Annotated in this window: 16 protein-coding genes and 1 pseudogene; all 17 read left to right on the plus strand. The window is 70.5% G+C overall.

Annotation, left to right across the window (positions count from 1 at the left end; genetic code table 11):
* Positions 1 to 102 precede the first annotated feature (102 nt).
* The 17 genes and pseudogenes from mqnC (at position 103) to R6Y94_RS35785 (ending at position 19935) form a co-directional block, all read left to right on the plus strand.
* Entirely contained in the window at positions 103 to 1293 is a 1191-nt protein-coding gene (gene mqnC / locus R6Y94_RS35705) for a cyclic dehypoxanthinyl futalosine synthase (protein ID WP_318400935.1), read from the plus strand.
* Positions 1294 to 1752: 459 nt separating this feature from the next.
* Positions 1753 to 2463, plus strand: a complete 711-nt coding sequence (locus R6Y94_RS35710; protein ID WP_318400936.1) for a demethylmenaquinone methyltransferase — start codon at positions 1753 to 1755, stop codon at positions 2461 to 2463.
* Positions 2464 to 2530: 67 nt separating this feature from the next.
* On the plus strand, positions 2531 to 3328 hold the full coding sequence (locus tag R6Y94_RS35715; protein WP_318400938.1) for a hypothetical protein: 798 nt from the start codon (positions 2531 to 2533) through the stop codon (positions 3326 to 3328).
* Positions 3329 to 3520: 192 nt separating this feature from the next.
* Positions 3521 to 4798 (plus strand): geranylgeranyl reductase family protein, encoded by a 1278-nt coding sequence (locus R6Y94_RS35720; RefSeq protein ID WP_318400939.1) that lies wholly within the window; start codon positions 3521 to 3523, stop codon positions 4796 to 4798.
* A 120-nt stretch (positions 4799 to 4918) separates the two neighbouring features.
* A complete protein-coding gene (locus R6Y94_RS35725; RefSeq protein ID WP_318400941.1) occupies positions 4919 to 5284 on the plus strand; it encodes an NADH-quinone oxidoreductase subunit A in 366 nt (121 codons plus the stop codon).
* A gap of 13 nt (positions 5285 to 5297) precedes the next feature.
* On the plus strand, positions 5298 to 5972 hold the full coding sequence (locus R6Y94_RS35730) for an NADH-quinone oxidoreductase subunit B family protein (RefSeq protein ID WP_318400942.1): 675 nt from the start codon (positions 5298 to 5300) through the stop codon (positions 5970 to 5972).
* The gene (locus tag R6Y94_RS35735) at positions 5969 to 6727 is read left to right on the plus strand and encodes an NADH-quinone oxidoreductase subunit C (RefSeq protein WP_318400943.1); all 759 of its coding nucleotides are present in this window, start codon (positions 5969 to 5971) and stop codon (positions 6725 to 6727) included. Before R6Y94_RS35730 ends, R6Y94_RS35735 begins: the two co-directional genes overlap by 4 nt.
* Positions 6724 to 8058: an NADH-quinone oxidoreductase subunit D gene (locus tag R6Y94_RS35740; protein ID WP_318400944.1), complete on the plus strand. Its 1335-nt coding sequence runs from the start codon at positions 6724 to 6726 to the stop codon at positions 8056 to 8058. Before R6Y94_RS35735 ends, R6Y94_RS35740 begins: the two co-directional genes overlap by 4 nt.
* Before the next feature lie 108 nt (positions 8059 to 8166).
* A pseudogene (gene nuoE, locus R6Y94_RS35745) lies at positions 8167 to 9177 on the plus strand (NADH-quinone oxidoreductase subunit NuoE); the annotation flags it as partial.
* A 149-nt stretch (positions 9178 to 9326) separates the two neighbouring features.
* A complete protein-coding gene (nuoF, locus tag R6Y94_RS35750; RefSeq protein WP_318400946.1) occupies positions 9327 to 10646 on the plus strand; it encodes an NADH-quinone oxidoreductase subunit NuoF in 1320 nt (439 codons plus the stop codon).
* A gap of 111 nt (positions 10647 to 10757) precedes the next feature.
* Positions 10758 to 13256: an NADH-quinone oxidoreductase subunit G gene (locus tag R6Y94_RS35755; RefSeq protein WP_318400948.1), complete on the plus strand. Its 2499-nt coding sequence runs from the start codon at positions 10758 to 10760 to the stop codon at positions 13254 to 13256.
* Positions 13253 to 14638: an NADH-quinone oxidoreductase subunit NuoH gene (nuoH, locus tag R6Y94_RS35760; protein WP_318400950.1), complete on the plus strand. Its 1386-nt coding sequence runs from the start codon at positions 13253 to 13255 to the stop codon at positions 14636 to 14638. The genes R6Y94_RS35755 and nuoH overlap by 4 nt, the downstream gene beginning before the upstream one ends.
* A gap of 1 nt (position 14639) precedes the next feature.
* Positions 14640 to 15233, plus strand: a complete 594-nt coding sequence (nuoI, locus tag R6Y94_RS35765) for an NADH-quinone oxidoreductase subunit NuoI (protein WP_318400951.1) — start codon at positions 14640 to 14642, stop codon at positions 15231 to 15233.
* A 64-nt stretch (positions 15234 to 15297) separates the two neighbouring features.
* Positions 15298 to 16068: an NADH-quinone oxidoreductase subunit J gene (locus tag R6Y94_RS35770; protein WP_318400953.1), complete on the plus strand. Its 771-nt coding sequence runs from the start codon at positions 15298 to 15300 to the stop codon at positions 16066 to 16068.
* Between the two features lies 1 nt (position 16069).
* On the plus strand, positions 16070 to 16387 hold the full coding sequence (gene nuoK / locus R6Y94_RS35775; protein WP_199187664.1) for an NADH-quinone oxidoreductase subunit NuoK: 318 nt from the start codon (positions 16070 to 16072) through the stop codon (positions 16385 to 16387).
* A gap of 13 nt (positions 16388 to 16400) precedes the next feature.
* The gene (gene nuoL, locus R6Y94_RS35780; protein ID WP_318400954.1) at positions 16401 to 18317 is read left to right on the plus strand and encodes an NADH-quinone oxidoreductase subunit L; all 1917 of its coding nucleotides are present in this window, start codon (positions 16401 to 16403) and stop codon (positions 18315 to 18317) included.
* A gap of 82 nt (positions 18318 to 18399) precedes the next feature.
* Positions 18400 to 19935, plus strand: coding sequence for an NADH-quinone oxidoreductase subunit M (locus R6Y94_RS35785; protein WP_318400956.1), 1536 nt, complete (start codon positions 18400 to 18402; stop codon positions 19933 to 19935).

Raw genomic sequence — 19935 nt, forward strand, 5'->3', positions numbered from 1 at the left:
CACGATCGGGGGAAGTGATGGCATCCCTTCCCCGTCGGGCCCACTACTTCGGCGACGTGGTGGGCTCGATTGTGCGCAGGCCGGGCGGCGTACCCTCGGGATGTGACGGTGAGCCGGGAAATCGACAGCATCCTGCAACGCGGCGCGGACGGCGGGCGGATCACGCCCGAGGAGGCGCTGCTGCTCTACACCGACGCGCCGCTGCACCCGCTGGGTGAGGCGGCCGACGCGGTACGGCGGCGGCGCTATCCGGACAACATCGTGACGTACCTGATCGACCGCAACATCAACTACACCAACGTCTGCGTGACCGCCTGCAAGTTCTGCGCCTTCTACCGGGCGCCGAAGCACAGGGAGGGCTGGACGCACCCGACCGAGGAGATCCTGCGGCGCTGCGCCGAGGCGGTCGAGCTGGGCGCGACCCAGGTGATGCTCCAGGGCGGCCACCACCCCGACTACGGCGTGGAGTACTACGAGGAACTCTTCTCCTCGGTCAAGCGGGCGTACCCGCAGTTGGCCATCCACTCCATCGGGCCGAGCGAGATCCTGCACATGGCGAAGGTCTCCGGGGTCAGCCTGGACGAGGCGATCAGCCGGATCAAGGCGGCCGGGCTGGACTCGATCGCCGGTGCCGGCGCGGAGATGCTGCCCGAGCGGCCCCGCAAGGCGATCGCCCCGCTGAAGGAGTCCGGCGCGCGCTGGCTGGAGGTGATGGAACTCGCACACCGGCAGGGCGTCGAGTCCACCGCCACCATGATGATGGGCACCGGGGAGACCAACGCCGAGCGGATCGAGCACATGCGGATGATCCGCGACGTGCAGGACCGCACCCGGGGCTTCCGCTCCTTCATCCCGTGGACCTACCAGCCGGAGAACAACCACCTCAAGGGCCGTACCCAGGCGACCACCCTGGAGTACCTGCGGCTGGTTGCGGTGGCCCGGCTCTTCTTCGACACTGTGCCGCACCTCCAGGCGTCCTGGCTGACCACCGGCAAGGACGCCGGACAGCTCGCCCTGCACATGGGGGTGGACGACCTCGGCTCGATCATGCTGGAGGAGAACGTCATCTCCTCGGCCGGTGCGCGGCACCGCTCCAACCTGCACGAGCTGATCTGGATGATCCGCTCCGCCGGCCGGATCCCCGCGCAGCGGGACACCCTCTACCGGCACCTGGCGGTGCACCGCACCCCGGCCGACGACCCGACCGACGACCGGGTGGTGTCGCACTTCTCCTCCATCGCGCTGCCCGGTGGCGGCGCGGGCCGGAGTCTGCCGCTGGTCGAGGCCCGCTGAACTACCCTCGTCCATTCGGTCACCGCCGGCTGGGCGAGGGGCCGGTCCTTGGCTCCGATTCGGCGGCAAAACGTCCAGCGCGCCGGATAAATGGCCTCTGACCAGGACATTCTTGGAAACCGGGCGGGCTCGGGCGGTCATAACGGTTGGATCAAGGGGAGCGCGACCGGGCCGGTCGAACCGATAACGTGCCGGCACACGTACCCGCTGACCGTCGTGGACGGACCGGCCTCCGGGTCGGGACGCGGCGCACCGGGGTCGTCCTCTATCGGTCCATGAGGGCCGTTCACATAACGCACGGCATCGCGGGCGAGGTGGTCTCCCATCTCGCCCGCGGTGTGTTCCGGCTCGGGCGCGGCAGGCGCCGGACGGTCGCCCGGAGCGCCGGCCGCGTTCCGGCAGGGTGCCGGCCCGCCCCGGGCCGACCGGCCGGGCCGGTGGCTGGCAGACTGTTCCGGCGTGACCCGTACCCCGTCCGGACGCCGGGCCAGCCTGGACAAGCAGCCGCACGAGGTGGCGGCGATGTTCGACGAGGTGGCGTCCCGGTATGACCTGACCAACACCGTGATCTCGTTCGGGCAGGACCGGCGGTGGCGCCGGGCCACCCTGGCCGCCCTCGACCTGCGTCCCGGTGACCACGTGCTCGACGTGGGCGCCGGCACCGGAGTCTCCACCGCCGAGCTGGCCACCTCAGGGGCGTACGCGGTGGGCCTGGATCTCTCCATCGGAATGCTCCGGGCCGGCCGACGGAGCCGGCCCGAGGTGCCGTTGCTGGCCGGTGACGCACTCCGGCTGCCGTTCCCGGACGAGACGTTCGACGCGGTCACCATCTCGCTGGCGCTGCGCAACGTGGTGGACACCGGGGCGGCGCTCCGGGAGATGGCCCGGGTCACCCGGCCCGGCGGCCGGCTGGTGGTATGCGAGTTCAGCACCCCGACCAACCCGGTCTTCCGGACGGTCTACCTCTCCTACCTGATGCGGTCGCTGCCGGCGGTGGCCCGGGCGGTGGCGAGCAACCCGGACGCGTACGTCTATCTGGCCGAGTCGATCCGGGCCTGGCCGGACCAGGCCGGGCTGGCCGGGCAGATCGGCCGGTCCGGATGGCACCGGGTCGGCTGGCGGAACCTGACCGGCGGCATCGTCGCGCTGCACCGCGCGATACGTTCCTGATTTTCCGTCTCATGCTGCTTTAGCCAGTTTTGATCCGCGAGCGGCTTTCCCGCCGTAGGCTGCGCCCATGGCGGGGGCAGACCGGCGGGTCGACGGCGACGAGCAGCCGGCCGAGGAGACGCCGGCGGTCGCGGGCCCGCCGGACGCGCGGCACCGGAGCGGCGACGCCCCGAACAGCGACGCCGCCGAGCCGGCGCGCGGCGCTGCCACCGAACCGAGCCGCGACGCCGCCGAGCCGGCGACGGAGAACGTCGATCCGGAGGCCGAGGCGGCCGAGTTGATCGCGCAGATCCGGGAACTGGCCGGGCCCGACCCGGTCGCGGTCCGGACCGTGGTCGCCGAGGTACTGGCCGCGCTCGACCGGGTCAGTGGCGGCACGCTACGGGAGCAACTGCCGTACGAGCACGAGCGCGCTCCGGACGACGACCCGGCGCCGCCCGGCAGCTATCCGAGAGAGCGGCCGCCGGAGACCGGCGGCCGCCCGGCGGAGGGGCTGTCGGAGAACGGCGGTGCGGCGGCGGGCGGTGCTTCGGCCGCGCGGCTGTCGGGAAACGGTGCGGGGCCGGCCGAGGGGCATGCCGCGGCCGACGGGTATCCGGTCGAGCCGCATCCGGTCGAGCCGAACCCGCCGGAGCCGCATCCGGCGCAGCCGCAGCCGGGGCAACCCCAGCCGGGACGGCCCGGCCCGGCCGATCCGCATCCGCCGGCACCCGGGCCGGGACAGCCGCATCCGGCCGATCCGCACCCCTCCGATCCGCACCCGGTGCGGCCTCCGGCCGATCCACATCCGGCCGAACCGGGCCCGGTCACTCCGGGACCGATCAAACGCCGTCCGGCGCAACGCAGCGGCGAGGACCGGACCTGAGGTGAGGCAGGCCCCGACCGGCCGGGACCACGGGCCGCGACCGGGGCCGGAACGGGTCCGGCGAGGTAGCCAACACGCCTACCTCGGCAACTTAGGGTCGCCTAACCGGTCGCCGGCCTCTTCGCGGTTCTAGACTCCTCCCCGGACGAGGCTTGTGAAGCATTTCACGAGCGATCGGGAGGGGAGGCGCGGATGACCACGGTCGACTACGACGCGGACGTCATCGTTGTCGGCGCCGGTCCGGGTGGATCGACAACCGCCTATCACCTGGCCCGACACGGCGTACGCGTGCTGCTGCTGGAGAAGACCGAGTTCCCCCGGGAGAAGGTCTGCGGCGACGGGCTGACGCCACGGGCCGTCAAGCAGCTCGTCAAGCTCGGCGTCGACACCTCGCCCGAGGCGGGCTGGCTGCGCAACCGGGGACTGCGGGTCATCGGCGGCGGCGTACGGCTCGAACTCGACTGGCCCGAGCTGGCCAGCTTCCCCAACTACGGACTGGTGCGGACGCGGCTCGACTTCGACGACCTGCTGGCCAAGCGGGCGGTCGAGGCCGGCGCGGAGCTGCGTACCGGGGTGAACGTCACCGGCCCGGTGCTCGACGAGAGTGGCCGGGTGGTCGGGGTCACCGCCGAGAGCGGCCCGGACAAGGCCGCGGCCCGCTTCTCCGCCCCGCTGGTGATCGCCGCCGACGGCGTCTCCGGGCGGCTTCCGCTCGCGCTGGGCATCAACAAGCGGGAGGACCGGCCGATCGGCGTCGCCGTCCGTCGCTACTACCGCTCACCGGCCAAGCACGACGACAACTACCTGGAGTCGTGGCTGGAGCTGCGCAGCAAGGAGCACCCCGACAAGCTGCTGCCCGGGTACGGCTGGATCTTCGGCATGGGGGACGGCCGGGTCAACGTCGGGCTGGGCGCGCTGAACTCCTCGGCCGCGTTCGGCAAGACCAACTACCGGCGGCTGCTGGTCGACTGGCTCGCCGGCACCCCGGCCGAGTGGGGCATGACCGACGAGACCAACGCGGACGGGCCGATTCTCGGCGCCGCCCTGCCGATGGGCTTCAACCGGGTGCCGCACTACACCCGGGGCGTGCTCCTGGTCGGCGACTCCGGCGGCATGGTCAACCCGTTCAACGGCGAGGGCATCGCGTACGCGATGGAGTCCGGTGAGCTCGCCGCCGAGATCGTGGTGCAGGCGCTGGCCCGCCCGGCGGGTGCCGAGCGGGAACGCGCGCTGGCCGGCTACCCCGCCGAGCTGAAGGCCCGGTACGGCGGCTACTACCGGCTCGGCAACATCTTCGTGAAGATGATCGGCAATCCGCATGTGATGCGGATCGCCACCAAGCACGGCATGCCGCATCCGACCCTGATGCGGTTCGTGCTCAAGTTGCTGGCGAACCTGACCGATCCGCGCGGCGGGGACGCGATGGACCGGGTCATCAACGCGATGACGAAGGCGGCTCCGGCCGTGTGAACCGCCGCCGGCGCCGGCAGGGGGCGCCAGTGGCACCCCGGGCAGCGTCGCCCGGACGACTGTGAATAGTGTGAATTTGGAAATTGACCGAGGGCCGGGAAGGACGAGCAGGGGAAAACAATGTCGCTCTCGCCGTACGTACCCATCATCGGGCTGTTCGCCCTCGCCGCGGCGTTCGCGCTGTTCTCCGTCGCCGCGGCGCGCTTCGCCGGCCCCCGGCGCTACAACAGAGCCAAGCTCGAGGCGTACGAGTGCGGCATCGAACCGAGCCCGCAGCCGGTCGGCGGCGGCCGGTTCCCGATCAAGTTCTACCTGACGGCGATGCTGTTCATCGTCTTCGACATCGAGATCATCTTCCTGTACCCGTGGGCGGTCAACTTCGACGTCCTCGGGCTGTTCGGCTTCGTGGAGATGATGCTGTTCATCGTCGCGGTCTTCGTCGCGTACGCCTACGTGTGGCGGCGCGGCGGCCTGGACTGGGACTGAGGGAGGTCGTCAGATGGGTATCGAGGAGAAGCTCCCGTCCGGGATCCTGCTCACCTCGGTCGAGAAGCTGGTCAACTGGTCCCGGAAGTCGTCGTTCTGGGGCGCTACCTTCGGCCTGGCCTGCTGCGCGATCGAGATGATGGCGGCCGGTGGTTCCCACTACGACCTCGGCCGGTGGGGCATGGAGGTGTTCCGCGCCTCGCCGCGACAGGCGGACCTGATGATCGTGGCCGGCCGGGTGAGCCAGAAGATGGCCCCGGTGCTGCGCCAGATCTACGACCAGATGGCCGAGCCGCGCTGGGTGATCTCGATGGGCGTCTGCGCCAGCAGCGGCGGCATGTTCAACAACTACGCGATCGTGCAGGGCGTCGACCACATCGTCCCGGTCGACATGTACCTGCCCGGTTGCCCGCCGCGGCCGGAGATGCTGATCGACGCCATCCTCAAGCTGCGCGAGAAGATCGGCCACGAGCCGCTCGGCCCGAACGGGCGGAAGATGCTGGAGGCGCGTCGGGCCCGGGGCGACATCCCAGTGGTGGCGCCCGGTTCGATGCCTTCGTCCTACCACAACAACAAGGCGCGGCGGGCCGAGTGGACCCGGGCGGTCGCCGAGGGGCGCGAGGAGCAGCTCCGGATCGAGAACTGGATGAAGGCGCAGAACCACCTGGTGGGAAGGGCTGACCGGTGAGCGAGGCCAACGGAAACCCGCCCAACAAGACCAGCGAGCAGCCGGGCGGCGGCGTGCCGGTGGCCCGGCCGCCGATCGGGGCGACCAGCGGGGCGCCGGCCGAACTGCCCCCGGCCAGCCCGGCCGGGCGGGGCATGTTCGGCATCCACGGCAGCGGCGACACCTCCGGCTTCGGCGGCTTGGTCCGGCAGCGGGTCGGCGTGGTCAGCAGCCCCCGGCCGTACGGCGGCTACTTCGACGAGGTCGCCGACGCGCTGGAGGAGGCGTACCCGGGCTTCGCCGACGCGATCGAGAAGGTCGTGGTCGACCGGGGCGAACTCACCCTGCACATCCGCCCCGAGCGGATCGCCGAGGTCTGCCAGGTGCTCCGGGACGACCAGGCGCTCCGCTTCGAGCTCTGCTCCTCGGTCTCCGGAGTCGACTACCTCGGCTCCGACGCCCGCCGGCTGCACGTCGTCTACCAGCTCACCTCGATGACCTACCGCCGGCAGCTCCGGCTGGAGGTCGCGGTGACCGCCGAAGAGCCCCGGGTGCCGAGCGTCACCTCGGTCTACCCCACGGCGGACTGGCAGGAGCGGGAGGCGTACGACATGTTCGGCGTCGTCTTCGACGGCCACCCCAGCCTGACCCGGATCCTCATGCCGGACGACTGGGAGGGCCACCCGCAGCGCAAGGACTACCCGCTCGGCGGCGTGCCGGTCGAGTACAAGGGCGCCGAGATCCCACCGCCCGACCAGCGGAGGTCGTACCAATGAGCACCTCGACCAACCCGAGCTACGCCGAGTCCCGGGAGACCACCGAGGGCCGGGTCTTCACCGTCACCGGTGGCGACTGGGACCAGGTGGTCAGCGGGCACGACCCGATCAACGACGAGCGGCTCATCGTCAACATGGGTCCGCAGCACCCGTCGACGCACGGGGTGCTCCGGCTGATCCTGGAGCTGGAGGGCGAGACCGTCCGGGAGGCCCGGGCGGTGGTCGGCTACCTGCACACCGGGATCGAGAAGAACCTCGAATACCGCAACTGGGTGCAGGGCAGCACGTTCGTCACCCGGATGGACTACCTCTCGCCGCTGTTCAACGAGACGGCGTACAGCCTGGCGGTGGAGAAGCTGCTCGGCATCACCGACGAGGTGACCGAGCGGGCCACCACCATCCGGGTGCTGATGATGGAGCTGAACCGGATCTCGTCGCACCTGGTCTGGATCGCCACCACGGCGATGGAGCTGGGCGCGGTCAACGTGATGCTCTACGGCTTCCGCGAGCGCGAGTACGTGCTGGAGATCTTCGAGCTGATCACCGGCCTGCGGATGAACATGGCGTACGTCCGGCCGGGCGGGGTCGCCCAGGACGTCCCGGACGAGGCGATCGTCAAGATCCGTGAGTTCCTGAAGCTCCTGCCGAAGAAGCTGAAGGAATACGAGGACATGCTCTCCGGCCAGCCGATCTGGCTGGAGCGGACCAAGGACGTCGGCGTACTCGACGTCACCGGCTGCCTGGCGCTCGGCGTCACCGGCCCGGTGCTCCGCTCGGCCGGGCTGGCCTGGGACATCCGCAAGACCATGCCGTACTGCGGCTACGAGAACTACGAGTTCGACGTGCCGACCACCGAGAGTGGCGACGTCTGGGGCCGCTACCTGGTCCGGATGGCCGAGATGCGGGAGTCGCTCAAGCTCGTCGAGCAGGCGCTCGACAAGCTCCGCCCCGGCCCGATCATGGTGGCCGACAAGAAGATCGCCTGGCCCGCGCAGCTCGCCATCGGCGTCGACGGGATGGGCAACTCGCTGGAGCACGTCGCCAAGATCATGGGTCAGTCGATGGAGTCGCTGATCCACCACTTCAAGCTGGTCACCGAGGGCTTCCGGGTGCCACCGGGCCAGGTCTACGTCGGAATCGAGTCGCCCCGCGGCGAGTTGGGCGTGCACGCGGTATCCGACGGGGGCACCCGGCCGTACCGGGTGCACTACCGCGAACCCAGCTTCGTCAACCTCCAGGCGCTGCCGGCGATGGCCGAGGGCGGCCTGATCGCGGACGTGATCGCGGGCGGCGCGTCGCTGGACCCGGTGATGGGTGGGTGTGATCGCTAAATGACTCAGTCTCAGTTTGGCAACGCGGCGTCCCGGCTCGACGGTCTGGTGACCGGGCCGGGCGAGGTGCCGGCACAGCGTAACGGCGGCGGCTCGCGCAGCGCCGACCTGCACGCGAAGCTCGACGAGCGGGCGCGGGAGATCGTCGCGCGCTACCCGGCCGACCGGTCCCGTTCGGCGCTGCTGCCGCTGCTGCACCTGGTGCAGTCCGAGGAGGGGTACGTCTCCCCGGCCGGCGTGGAGTTCTGCGCCGACGTCCTCGGGCTGAACAAGGCGCAGGTCGGCGCCGTGGCCACCTTCTACACCATGTACAAGCGCCGGCCCACCGGCGACTGGCTGGTCAGCGTCTGCACCAACACCATGTGCAACGTGCTCGGCGGGCAGCAGGTCTACGACGCGCTGACCGAGCACCTCGGGGTCGGGCACGACGAGACCACCCCGGACGGCAAGATCACCCTGGAGCACGCCGAGTGCCTGGCGGCCTGCGACTACGGCCCGGTGATGACCGTCAACTACGACTTCTTCGACCAGGTCGACCCGGACGCGGCGGTCGCGGTCGTCAACGAGCTGCGCGCGGGCGGTCGTCCGCAGCCCAGCCGGGGCGCCCGGCTCTGCACCCTCAAGGAGATGTCGCTGCAACTGGCCGGCTTCGCCGACCCGCGCGAGGAGGCGGTGGCCGACGGGCTGGCCGGCGACCCGACGCTGGCCGGACTGCGGCTGGCACAGCAGCACGGCATCTCGGTGGCCGGCTACGACCCGAACACCCCGATCAAGGGCAGCCAGACCGGTGACAAGCCGGCCCCGGCGACCACCCGACCGGCCGCCGCCACCGGCAGCACCGCGCCGGACGTGAAGTCGCCGGACGACAAGTCGCCACAGGTGCGTACCGCCGAGACCCGGAACCCGGACGCGAAGACCGCGGCCCCGGATGCGCCGGGGACGAAGGCGCCGGTCGACGGCGTACCTGCCGGACCGGCCGACGCGAGGTCCGCCGAGCAGGCCGGCGCCGCCGCCAACAAGCCGGCCAGCGACGCCAAGCCGGCCGGCGACGGTACGGAGGCGCAGGAGCGCTCGCTGAAGTCGGCCGCGAGCGAGGAGGCTGCGAGCGCGAGGAGTGAGCTTGCGAGCCCCGCAGTCGCGAGCGAAGAGGAGGCTGCGAGCGCGAGGAGTGAGCTTGCGAGCCCCGCAGTCGCGAGCGAAGAGGAGGCTGCGAGCGCGAGGAGTGAGCTTGCGAGCCCCGCAGTCGCGAGCGAAGAGGAGGCTGAGAAGTGACCACGACGCCTCGGCGGGAGACGCTGGAGAAGCTGACCCCGGTGCTCACCAAGCGCTGGCTGTCGCCGGACGCCTGGCGGCTCGACGTCTACCAGCGGCTGGACGGCTATGCGGCGCTGCGCAAGGCGCTCACCGCCCACCCGGACGACCTGATCCAGCTCGTCAAGGACTCCGGCCTGCGCGGCCGGGGCGGCGCAGGTTTCCCGACCGGGCTCAAGTGGGGCTTCATCCCGCAGGGCGACGGGAAGCCGCACTACCTGGTGGTCAACGCCGACGAGGGCGAGCCGGGCACCTGCAAGGACCTGCCACTGATGACCCACGACCCGCACTCGCTGGTCGAGGGCGTGATCATCGCCTCGTACGCGATCCGGGCCAACCGCGCCTACATCTACATCCGGGGCGAGGCGGTGCACGCGGCCCGGCGGCTGCGCAACGCCGTGCAGGAGGCGTACCGGGCCGGGTATCTCGGCGAGAACATCCTCGGTACCGGCTTCGACCTGGAGCTGGTGGTGCACAGCGGGGCCGGGGCGTACATCTGCGGCGAGGAGACGGCGCTGCTGGACTCGCTGGAAGGGTTCCGGGGTCAGCCCCGGCTGCGCCCGCCGTTCCCGGCGACCCACGGCCTGTACGCCTGCCCGACCGTGGTCAACAACGTCGGCACCATCGCCAGCGTGCCGTACATCGTGCTCGGCGGGGCGGCCTGGTGGAAGAGCATGGGCACGGAGAAGTCCTCCGGGCCGATGATCTACTCGCTCTCCGGCCGGATCAACAACCCCGGGCAGTACGAAGCGGGGCTCGGCATCACGCTGCGCGAGCTGATCGAGCTGGCCGGCGGCATGCAGCCCGGGCACGACCTGCGGTTCTGGACCCCGGGCGGCTCCTCGACGCCGCTGCTTACCGCCGAGCACCTGGACGTGCCGCTGGACTTCGAGGGGGTGGCGGCGGCCGGCTCGATCCTCGGCACCACCGCGACCCAGATCTTCTCCGACCAGGACTGCCCGGTCTACGCCACCTACCGGTGGCTGGAGTTCTATCACCACGAGTCGTGCGGGAAGTGCACGCCGTGCCGGGAGGGCAACTACTGGATGGTCCGCACCTACCGGCGGATCCTGGCCGGGCAGGGCACCCACGAGGACCTGGACACCCTGCTGGACACCTGCGACAACATCCTCGGCCGCTCGTTCTGCGGTCTCGGTGACGGCGCGACCAGCCCGGTGACCTCCTCGCTGAAGTACTTCAAGCAGGACTACCTCGACTACATCGAGGGCCGGACGGCTCCCAAGCTGTCCGAGAAGACCCTGGTAGGAGCGCACTAATGGTGAGCGCGAGGAGCGAGTGTTCCGGGGCGGCTCGCGTGGGACGCGGTCGCGCCGGAACACGAGTTGAGCTTGCGAGCCCCGCAGTCGCGAACGGAAGGCGGCTCTGACATGACGGACGTTGCGAAGCAGACCGAGACCGTCACGCTCACCATCGACGGCATCGAGGTGACGGCGCCGAAGGGTGCGCTGCTGATCCGGGTCGCCGAACAACTGGGCATCGAGATCCCCCGGTTCTGCGACCACCCGCTGCTCGCCCCGGCCGGTGCCTGCCGGCAGTGCCTGGTCGACGTGGAGGGGCAGCGCAAGCCGGTCGCCTCCTGCACCCAGACCGTCGCCGACGGCATGGTGGTACGCACCCAGCTCACCTCTCCGGTCGCCAAGAAGGCGCAGGAGGGGATCATGGAGCTGCTCCTGGTCAACCACCCGCTCGACTGCCCGATGTGCGACAAGGGCGGCGAGTGCCCGCTCCAGAACCAGGCGATGTCCACCGGCCGCACCGAGACCCGCTTCCACGAGCCCAAGCGGGAGTACGAGAAGCCGGTCAACATCTCCACCCAGGTACTGCTGGACCGGGAGCGCTGCGTGCTCTGCCAGCGCTGCACCCGGTTCTCCGAGGAGATCGCCGGGGACAAGTTCATCGACCTGATGGGCCGGTCCAGCGCCGAGGAGATCAACGTCTACCGGGACGAGGTCTACGGCGGCGAGGAGGGTGACTCCGGCGACGTCCCGTTCAACTCGTACTTCTCCGGCAATACGGTGCAGATCTGCCCGGTCGGCGCGCTGACCGGCGCGCAGTACCGGTTCCGGGCCCGCCCGTTCGACCTGGTCTCCACCCCGAGCGTCTGCGAGCACTGCTCGGCCGGCTGCGCCCAGCGCACCGACCACCGGCGCGGCAAGGTGATGCGCCGGCTGGCCGGCGACGACCCGGCGGTGAACGAGGAGTGGAACTGCGACAAGGGCCGCTGGGGCTTCCGGTACGCCACCGCCAACGAGCGGATCACCAAGCCGATGGTCCGGGACGCCAAGAGCGGTGAGCTGCGCGAGGCGTCCTGGAGCGAGGCGTTCGCCGTCGCCGCCGACGGGCTACGTGAGGCACGCGACTCCGCACGCGGGATCGGGGTGCTGACCGGCGGCCGGCTCACCGTCGAGGACGCGTACGCGTACGCCAAGTTCGCCCGGGTGGCGCTGCACAGCAACGACATCGACTTCCGGGCCCGGCCGCTCTCCGCCGAGGAGGCCCAGTTCCTGGCCAGCACGGTGGCCGGGGCGACCGAGGTGACCTACGCCGACGTCGAGCGGGCGCCGGCCGTGGTGATCGCCGGGCTGGAGCCGGAGGAGGAGTGCCCGATCCTCTTCCTGCGGCTGCGCAAGGCGTACAACAAGCGCGGGCTGAAGGTACTGGCGCTGGCCCCGTTCGTGACCCGGGGACTGGCCAAGATCGGCGCGACGGTGCTGACCGCCGCCCCCGGCGACGAGGCCAAACTGCTCGCCGGGCACGCCTCGGTCACCGAGGCGCTGCGCCAGCCCGGCGCGGTGCTGCTGGTCGGCGAGCGACTGGCCACGGTGCCGGGCGGCCTCTCCGCCGCCGCCGAGCTGGCCGAGCGTACCGGTGCCAAGCTGGCCTGGGTGCCTCGCCGGGCGGGCGACCGCGGCGCGGTCGACGCCGGCTGCCTGCCGAACCTGCTGCCCGGCGGACGCCCGGTGACCGACGCGGCCGGCCGGGCGGAGTTGGCCGGCGCCTGGGACCTGGCCGCCGGGGTCATCCCGAGCCAGCCCGGCCGGGACACCGACGGCATCGTCGCGGCCGCCGCCGAGGGCTCGCTCGGCGCGCTGGTGGTGGCCGGCGTGGACCCGGCCGACCTGGCCGACCCGAGGCTCGCCGACGCGGCGCTGGAGAAGGTGCCGTTCCTGGTCAGCCTGGAGCTGCGGCACAACGCGGTGACCCGCCGCGCCGACGTGGTCTTCCCGGTCGCCCCGGTGGTGGAGAAGGCCGGCAGCTTCCTCGACTGGGAGGGCCGACTGCGCACCTTCGAGGCGGTGCTGAACACCACCGCGATGACCGACGCCCGGGTGTTGGACGCGATCGCCGCCCAGCTCGACGTGCGGCTCGGCACCGGCGACGTGAACAGCGTCCGCCGTGAGCTGGGTGCGCTGCCGGCGACCAAGGCCAACCGGACCGCCGCCCCGGCCGTCGAGCCGGCCGCGCCGGTCCGACCCGGCCCGGGCGAGGCGGTCCTCGCCACCTGGCACCAGCTCATCGACGCCGGCACGCTGACCGAGGGCGACCCGGCACTCGGCGGCACGGCCCGGCCGCCGGTGGTCCGGCTCGGCAAGGCCGCCGCCGAGGCGCTGGGGGTGGCCGAGGGCGACGCGGTCACGGTCGGCACCGACCGGGGCGCGCTGACCCTGCCGGCGGCGATCACCGACCTGCCGGACGACGTGGTCTGGCTGCCCACCAACTCGCCCGGCGCGAGCGTCCGGCGCAGCCTGGGCGCCACGTCCGGCGCGGTCGTCCGGCTCAGCGCCGGCCCGGCCACCCCGGTCGCCGCCGATGCGGCGGGCAAGCCGGGGCCGCTGCTGAACAGCGCTGGAGGTGGTACCCGATGAAGCTCCTCTACCTGGCCCAGGATCCGACGCTGCAGGACTTCGGCAAGGATCCGTGGTGGCTCGTCCTGATCAAGATCGTGGCGGCGTTCGTCTTCGCGGTGCTGGCCACCCTGCTCGGCGTCTGGTTCGAGCGCCGGGTGGTGGCCCGGATGGCGCAGCGGCCCGGCCTGAACCAGATCGGCCCGTTCGGTCTGCTGCAGACCCTCGCCGACGGTCTCAAGATGGCCTTCAAGGAGGACATCCTGCCGAAGGCGGCCGACAAGGTCGTCTACTTCTTCGCGCCGACCATCTCGACGATCTGCGCGGTGACAGCGCTGTCGGTGGTGCCGTTCGGCCCGATGGTGAGCATCTTCGGCGAGCGGACCCCGCTCCAGGTCACCGACGTCTCGGTGGCCGTACTGGTGCTGTTGGCCTGCTCCTCGATGGGCGTCTACGGCATCGTGCTCGGCGGCTGGGCCTCCGGGTCGACGTACCCACTGCTCGGCGGTCTGCGCTCCAGCGCCCAGATGATCTCGTACGAGGTGGCGATGGGCCTGTCCATCGTCGCGGTCTTCATGACCGCCGGCACGATGTCGACCAGCGGCATCGTCAGCCAGCAGGCCGACGGCACCCGGCTCAACCTCTTCGGCGTGGTCGACCTGCCCGCCCCCGGCTGGTACGCGATCCTGCTGCTGCCGAGCTTCATCATCTTCTTCATCTCCACCGTCGGTGAGACCAACCGGGCGCCGTTCGACCTGCCCGAGGCCGAGTCGGAGCTGGTCGCCGGCTTCATGACGGAGTACAGCTCGCTGAAGTTCGCGCTCTTCATGCTCAGCGAGTACGTCGCCATGGTGACGATGTCGGCGGTCACCACGACGCTCTTCCTCGGCGGCTGGCGGGCACCCTGGCCGATCACGCTCTGGGAGGGCGCGAACTCCGGCTGGTGGCCGCTGCTCTGGTTCATGGGCAAGGTGATCGGTCTGGTCTTCATCTTCATCTGGCTGCGCGGCACGCTGCCCCGGCTCCGCTACGACCAGTTCATGCGGCTGGGCTGGAAGGTGCTGTTGCCGATCAACCTGGTCTGGATCCTGGTCCTGGCCGGCATCCGCACCCTGCAGAAGGAGGACCTCGGCGACTCCACCCGCTACTCGGTGATCGCCGGTGCGGTGCTGGTGGTCCTGCTGGTGACGCTGCTCTGGCCGAGCAAGAGGCGGCCGCCGCAGCGGACGCTCCAGGAGAAGGTCAACCGGCGGCCGGCCGGCAGCTTCCCGCTGCCGCCGATGGATCTACAGGTACCGCCGAGCCCCCGGATGAAACGGGCGGTCGCCGAGCGGGAGCCGGCGAACGTGGGAGCCGGGCAGCCGGGCGACGCCGGTACCGGACACGACGAGAAGGAGGTGTGACGTGGGCGCGATCACCGGATCGTTCAAGGGTTTCGGGGTCACCTTCTCGCACATGTTCAAGAAGGTCGTCACCACCGACTACCCGTTCAAGCCACCGGTCTCCGCCCCGCGCTACCACGGGCGGCACATCCTCAACCGGCACCCGGACGGGCTGGAGAAGTGCATCGGCTGCGAGCTGTGCGCCTGGGCCTGCCCGGCCGACGCGATCTACGTCGAGGGTGGCGACAACACCGAGGAGCAGCGCTTCTCGCCCGGCGAGCGGTACGCCAGCACGTACCAGATCAACTATGCCCGGTGCATCTTCTGCGGGCTCTGCATCGAGGCCTGCCCGACCCGTTCGCTGACCATGAGCAACGAGTACGAGCTGGCCCGGGACAACCGGCAGGACCTGATCTTCACCAAGGAGCAGCTACTGGCACCGCTGCTGCCGGGGATGGAGCAGCCGCCGCACCCGATGCGGCTCGGTGACACCGAGAAGGACTACTACGTCGGCGCGCTGACCAACCCGGGCACCTCGGCCGGCGCGGAGCGGGCGCCCTGGTCCGAGACCGGCACGGTCGACGGCTCGGGCCCGACCGGAGAGAAGACGTCATGAGCGAGCGAATCAGCCAGCTCAGTGCTCGAGGTCATGACGCCGACGAGCGGAGCGAGGAGGGGTCATGACCACATCAGCGGTGCTCGCTGCGGCGGGTGGGGTGACCGGCGGTGAACAGGTGACCTTCTGGATCCTGGCCCCGCTCGCCCTGATCGGCGCGATCGGCACGGTGTGGGCCCGCAACGCGGTGCACTCCGCGCTCTGGCTGGTGCTGACCATGCTCTGCCTGGGCGTCTTCTACGTGATCCAGTCCGGGCCGTTCATCGGCTTGGTGCAGATCATCGTCTACACCGGCGCGATCATGATGCTCTTCCTCTTCGTGCTGATGCTCGTCGGCCGGGACGCCTCGGACTCGCTGATCGAGACGCTGCGCGGGCAGCGGATCGCGGCGATCCTGCTCGGCCTCGGCTTCGGCGCGCTGCTCGCCAGCGGGATGTGGCGGGCGCTCGGCCAGGCGGACGCGGTCGGCCTGGAACAGGCCAACGCGAACGGCAACGTGCAGGGGATCGCCGCGCTGCTCTTCACCAGGTACGTCTTCGCCTTCGAGGTCACCTCGGCCCTGCTGATCACCGCGGCGGTCGGCGCGATGGTGCTGGCCCACGTCGAGCGGCGCCGCCAGGACCGGATGGACCAGGTCGCCACGATGAAGGCCCGGTTCCGCCCCGGCAGCTACCCGGGACCGAAGCCCGGCCCCGGCGTGTACGCCACCTCGTCCTCGGTCGCCACCCCGGCCCGGCTGCCGGACGGCGGGCTGACCGAGCGGAGCGTGCCGCGGATCCTGCCGCAGCGTGAACTCTCCGCGGAGGAGACTGCGCTGAAGGGGACGGAGAAATAAGATGTCGGACTTCCTGTCGGTGTCGCCGAACCACTACCTGATCCTCGCCTGCCTGCTCTTCACGGTCGGTGCGGTCGGGGTGCTGATTCGGCGCAACGCGATCGTCCTCTTCATGTGCATCGAGCTGATGCTCAACGCGGCCAACCTCGCGCTGGTCACGTTCAGCCGGATCAACGGCGACCTGAACGGTCAGATCATGGCGTTCTTCGTCATGGTGGTGGCCGCCGCCGAGGTCGTGGTCGGGCTGGCCATCATCATGACGATCTTCCGGACTCGGCGCTCGGCGAGCGTCGACGACGCCAACCTGTTGAAGTACTAAGAGGGGCCCACCAGTGGAACATTCTGTGGAGTACGCCCACGCCACGGGGTTGCTGGGCAGCGTGTGGCTGCTGGTGGCCATCCCGCTGGTCAGCGCGGCGATCCTCCTGCTGCTCGGCCGGCGTGCCGACCGGTGGGGGCACTGGCTCGGCGTGGCCAGCGTCGGCGCCATCTTCGTGCTCGGCCTGACCTACTTCTTCTCGCTGCGGGGCCTGGAGAACCGCTCGGTCGAGCTGAGCCTCTGGGACTTCATCGCAGTCGGCGACCTGCACGTCGACTTCGGACTGCTCTTCGACCCGCTGGCCGCGGTCTTCGTACTGCTGATCACCGGCGTGGGTTTCCTGATCCACGTGTACGCGGTCGGCTACATGTCGCACGACGCCGGCCGGCGGAAGTTCTTCGGGTTCTTCAACCTGTTCGTCGCGGCGATGCTGCTGCTGGTGCTCGGCAACAACTACGTGATGCTCTACGTCGGCTGGGAGGGCGTTGGTCTGGCGTCGTACCTGCTGATCTCCTTCTGGCAGGACCGGCCGAGCGCGGCCACCGCCGGCAAGAAGGCGTTCCTGATGAACCGGGTCGGCGACGCCGGCCTGGCCATCGCGATCTTCATCATGTTCGCCACCCTCGGCAGCACCCAGTACGCCGACGTCTTCAACGGCGCCAGCCAGCTCGCCGGCGGTACGGTGCTGGCGCTCGGCCTGCTGCTGCTGCTCGGCGCGGCCGGCAAGTCCGGCCAGTTCCCGCTCCAGGCCTGGCTGCCGGACGCGATGGAGGGCCCGACCCCGGTCTCGGCGCTGATCCACGCCGCCACGATGGTGACCGCCGGCGTCTACCTGATCGCCCGGTCCAACCCGATCTTCTCGCTCGACCCGACGCTGCAGACCATCGTGGTCAGCGTCGGCGCGCTCACCCTGCTGATGGGCTGCATCATCGGCGCGGCCAAGGACGACATCAAGCGGGTCCTCGCCTGGTCGACGGTGAGCCAGATCGGCTACATGTTCCTCGGCGTCGGCCTCGGCGGCGGCGCGTACGCGCTGGCCATCATCCACCTGCTGGCACACGGCTTCTTCAAGGCCAACATGTTCCTCGGGGCCGGCTCGGTGATGCACGGCATGAAGGACCAGGTGGACATCCGCCGGTTCGGCGGGCTGGCGAGGTACATGAAGATCACCTGGATCACCTTCGGGCTGGGCTGGCTGGCGATCATCGGTATGTGGCCGTTCTCCGGCTTCTTCACCAAGGAGCCGATCATCGTCGAGGCGTTCGCCCGCGACGACTGGACCGCCTGGCTGTACGGCGGCGCCGCGCTGCTCGGCGCCGGGCTGACCGCCTTCTACATGACCCGGCTCTTCGTGCTCACCTTCCACGGTCCGAAGCGGTGGACCGAAGACATCGAGCACCCGCACGAGTCCCCGGCGGTCATGACCGTGCCGCTGATCCTGCTCGGCCTCGGCTCCGTGGTCGCCGGTGGGCTGATGGCGACCCCGGTCGCCGACTGGCTGACCCCGGTACTCGGCCATGCCGAGCACCACGAGCCGGTGCTGTCGCACACGGTGATCACCGTGCTCTCGCTCGGCCTGACCGTGCTCGGCGCCGGCCTGGCCTGGCTGCTGTTCCGCAACGGCACCGCGCTGGTGGAGCAGCCGGCCGGCCCGGTGGTCCGGGCGGCCCGGCGCAACCTCTACACCGACGCGATCAACGAGGCGGTCTTCGAGAAGCCGGGCATCTTCCTCACCCGGGCACTGGTCTTCCTGGACAACCGGGGCATCGACGGGCTGGTCAACGCGCTCGCCGCCGCGGTCGGCGGTGGATCGGGCCGGTTGCGCCGGCTCCAGACCGGCTACGTCCGGTCGTACGCGATGTCCATCCTCACCGGCGCGGTGCTGGTGGTGGCGGCGTTCCTGGCGGTCCAACTGGGGTGGTTGGCGTGACCCACCACAACCCACCGGCCGCGCTGAACCGGCCGGGCGACCTCGACCGGCCGGGCACTGACGACGGAGGTAAGGCCGAATAATGTCCGACTTCCCCTTCCTCTCGGTGCTCACCGTCGCGCCGCTGGTCGGCGCGCTGGTGGTGGTCTTCCTGCCGGCCAGCCGTGCCGAGCTGGCCAAGCGGATCGCGCTCGGCTGGTCGCTGGCCGTGCTGGTGCTCTCCGTCTTCATGTGGATCGCCTTCGAGGCCGGCGGCGACCGGCTCCAGCTCCGCGAGTCGTACTCGTGGATCCCGCGCTGGGGGGTGAACTTCACCTTCGCCGCCGACGGCATCGCGCTGGTCATGCTGATGCTGATCGCCCTGCTGGTGCCGCTGGTGATCCTGGCCTCCTGGCACGACGCCGAGAAGTCCAAGCGCTCCGTGCCGGTCTACTTCGCGCTGCTGCTCTTCCTCGAGTGCACGATGATCGGCGTCTTCGCCGCCGCCGACGTCTTCCTCTTCTACGTGTTCTTCGAGGTCATGCTGGTGCCGATGTACTTCCTGATCGGCAGCTACGGCGGTCACCAGCGGCAGTACGCGGCGGTGAAGTTCTTCCTCTACTCGCTGGTCGGCGGCCTCTTCATGCTGGCCGCGGTGATCGGGCTCTGGGTGGTCGGCGGCAAGACCTTCGACTGGCAGGCGCTGACCCAGATCGACATCTCCACCGGCACCGAGCGCTGGCTCTTCCTCGGGTTCTTCATCGCCTTCGCGATCAAGGCACCGTTCTTCCCGTTCCACACCTGGCTGCCGGACGCCGGCGGCGCGGCCCCGGCCGGTTCCGCCGCGCTGCTGGTCGGCGTGATGGACAAGGTCGGCACCTTCGGCATCCTGCGGTACTGCCTGCCGCTCTTCCCCGAGGCGTCGAAGTGGTTCGCCCCGTACGCCATCGCGCTGGCGCTGATCGGCATCATCTACGCCGCCCTGCTGGCGGTCGGGCAGAACGACCTCAAGCGGCTGGTGTCGTACACCTCGATCGCGCACTTCGGTTTCATCGGCGTCGGGCTCTTCGCCTTCACCACCCAGGCCGGCACCGGCGCGGTGCTCTACATGGTCAACCACGGCCTCGCCACCGGGCTGCTCTTCCTGGTGGTGGGCATGCTGGTCGCCCGGCGCGGCTCCGCGCTGATCACCGACTTCGGCGGCGCCGGCAAGCTGGTACCGCTGCTCGCCGGGGTGTTCTTCTTCGCCGGTCTCGCCTCGCTGGCGCTGCCCGGCACGGCGCCGTTCATCTCCGAGTTCCTGGTGCTGATCGGCACCTACACGGTGAACAAACCGGTCGCGATCATCGCCACCGTCGGGATCATCCTGGCCGCCGCGTACGTGCTGTGGATGATCCAGCGGACCACCCAGGGCACGCTGAACCCGGCGCTGTCCGGGGTGGAGGGGATGCGGCGGGACCTGTCGGTACGGGAGAAGGTCGTGGTCGCCCCGCTGATCGCGTTGCTGCTGCTGCTCGGCTTCTATCCGAAGCCGGTCACCGACGTCATCAACCCCGCCGTCCAGGCCACCATGGAGCAGGACCTCGGCACGCAGGATCCGGCGCCGACGGTGGGCACCGTCCAGGAGGCACACCGGTGA

The sequence above is a fragment of the Plantactinospora sp. KLBMP9567 genome (assembly GCF_033446045.1).
GTDB lineage: Bacteria > Actinomycetota > Actinomycetes > Mycobacteriales > Micromonosporaceae > Plantactinospora.

Bases quoted from the DNA above. Each gene is read 5' to 3' on its own strand.
- R6Y94_RS35715 (WP_318400938.1), top strand. From the start codon at position 2,531: ATGGCGGGGGCAGACCGGCGGGTCGACGGCGACGAGCAGCCGGCCGAG.
- R6Y94_RS35720 (WP_318400939.1), top strand. From the start codon at position 3,521: ATGACCACGGTCGACTACGACGCGGACGTCATCGTTGTCGGCGCCGGT.
- R6Y94_RS35725 (WP_318400941.1), top strand. From the start codon at position 4,919: ATGTCGCTCTCGCCGTACGTACCCATCATCGGGCTGTTCGCCCTCGCC.
- R6Y94_RS35730 (WP_318400942.1), top strand. From the start codon at position 5,298: ATGGGTATCGAGGAGAAGCTCCCGTCCGGGATCCTGCTCACCTCGGTC.
- R6Y94_RS35740 (WP_318400944.1), top strand. From the start codon at position 6,724: ATGAGCACCTCGACCAACCCGAGCTACGCCGAGTCCCGGGAGACCACC.
- R6Y94_RS35755 (WP_318400948.1), top strand. From the start codon at position 10,758: ATGACGGACGTTGCGAAGCAGACCGAGACCGTCACGCTCACCATCGAC.
- nuoH (WP_318400950.1), top strand. From the start codon at position 13,253: ATGAAGCTCCTCTACCTGGCCCAGGATCCGACGCTGCAGGACTTCGGC.
- R6Y94_RS35770 (WP_318400953.1), top strand. From the start codon at position 15,298: ATGACCACATCAGCGGTGCTCGCTGCGGCGGGTGGGGTGACCGGCGGT.
- nuoK (WP_199187664.1), top strand. From the start codon at position 16,070: ATGTCGGACTTCCTGTCGGTGTCGCCGAACCACTACCTGATCCTCGCC.
- R6Y94_RS35785 (WP_318400956.1), top strand. From the start codon at position 18,400: ATGTCCGACTTCCCCTTCCTCTCGGTGCTCACCGTCGCGCCGCTGGTC.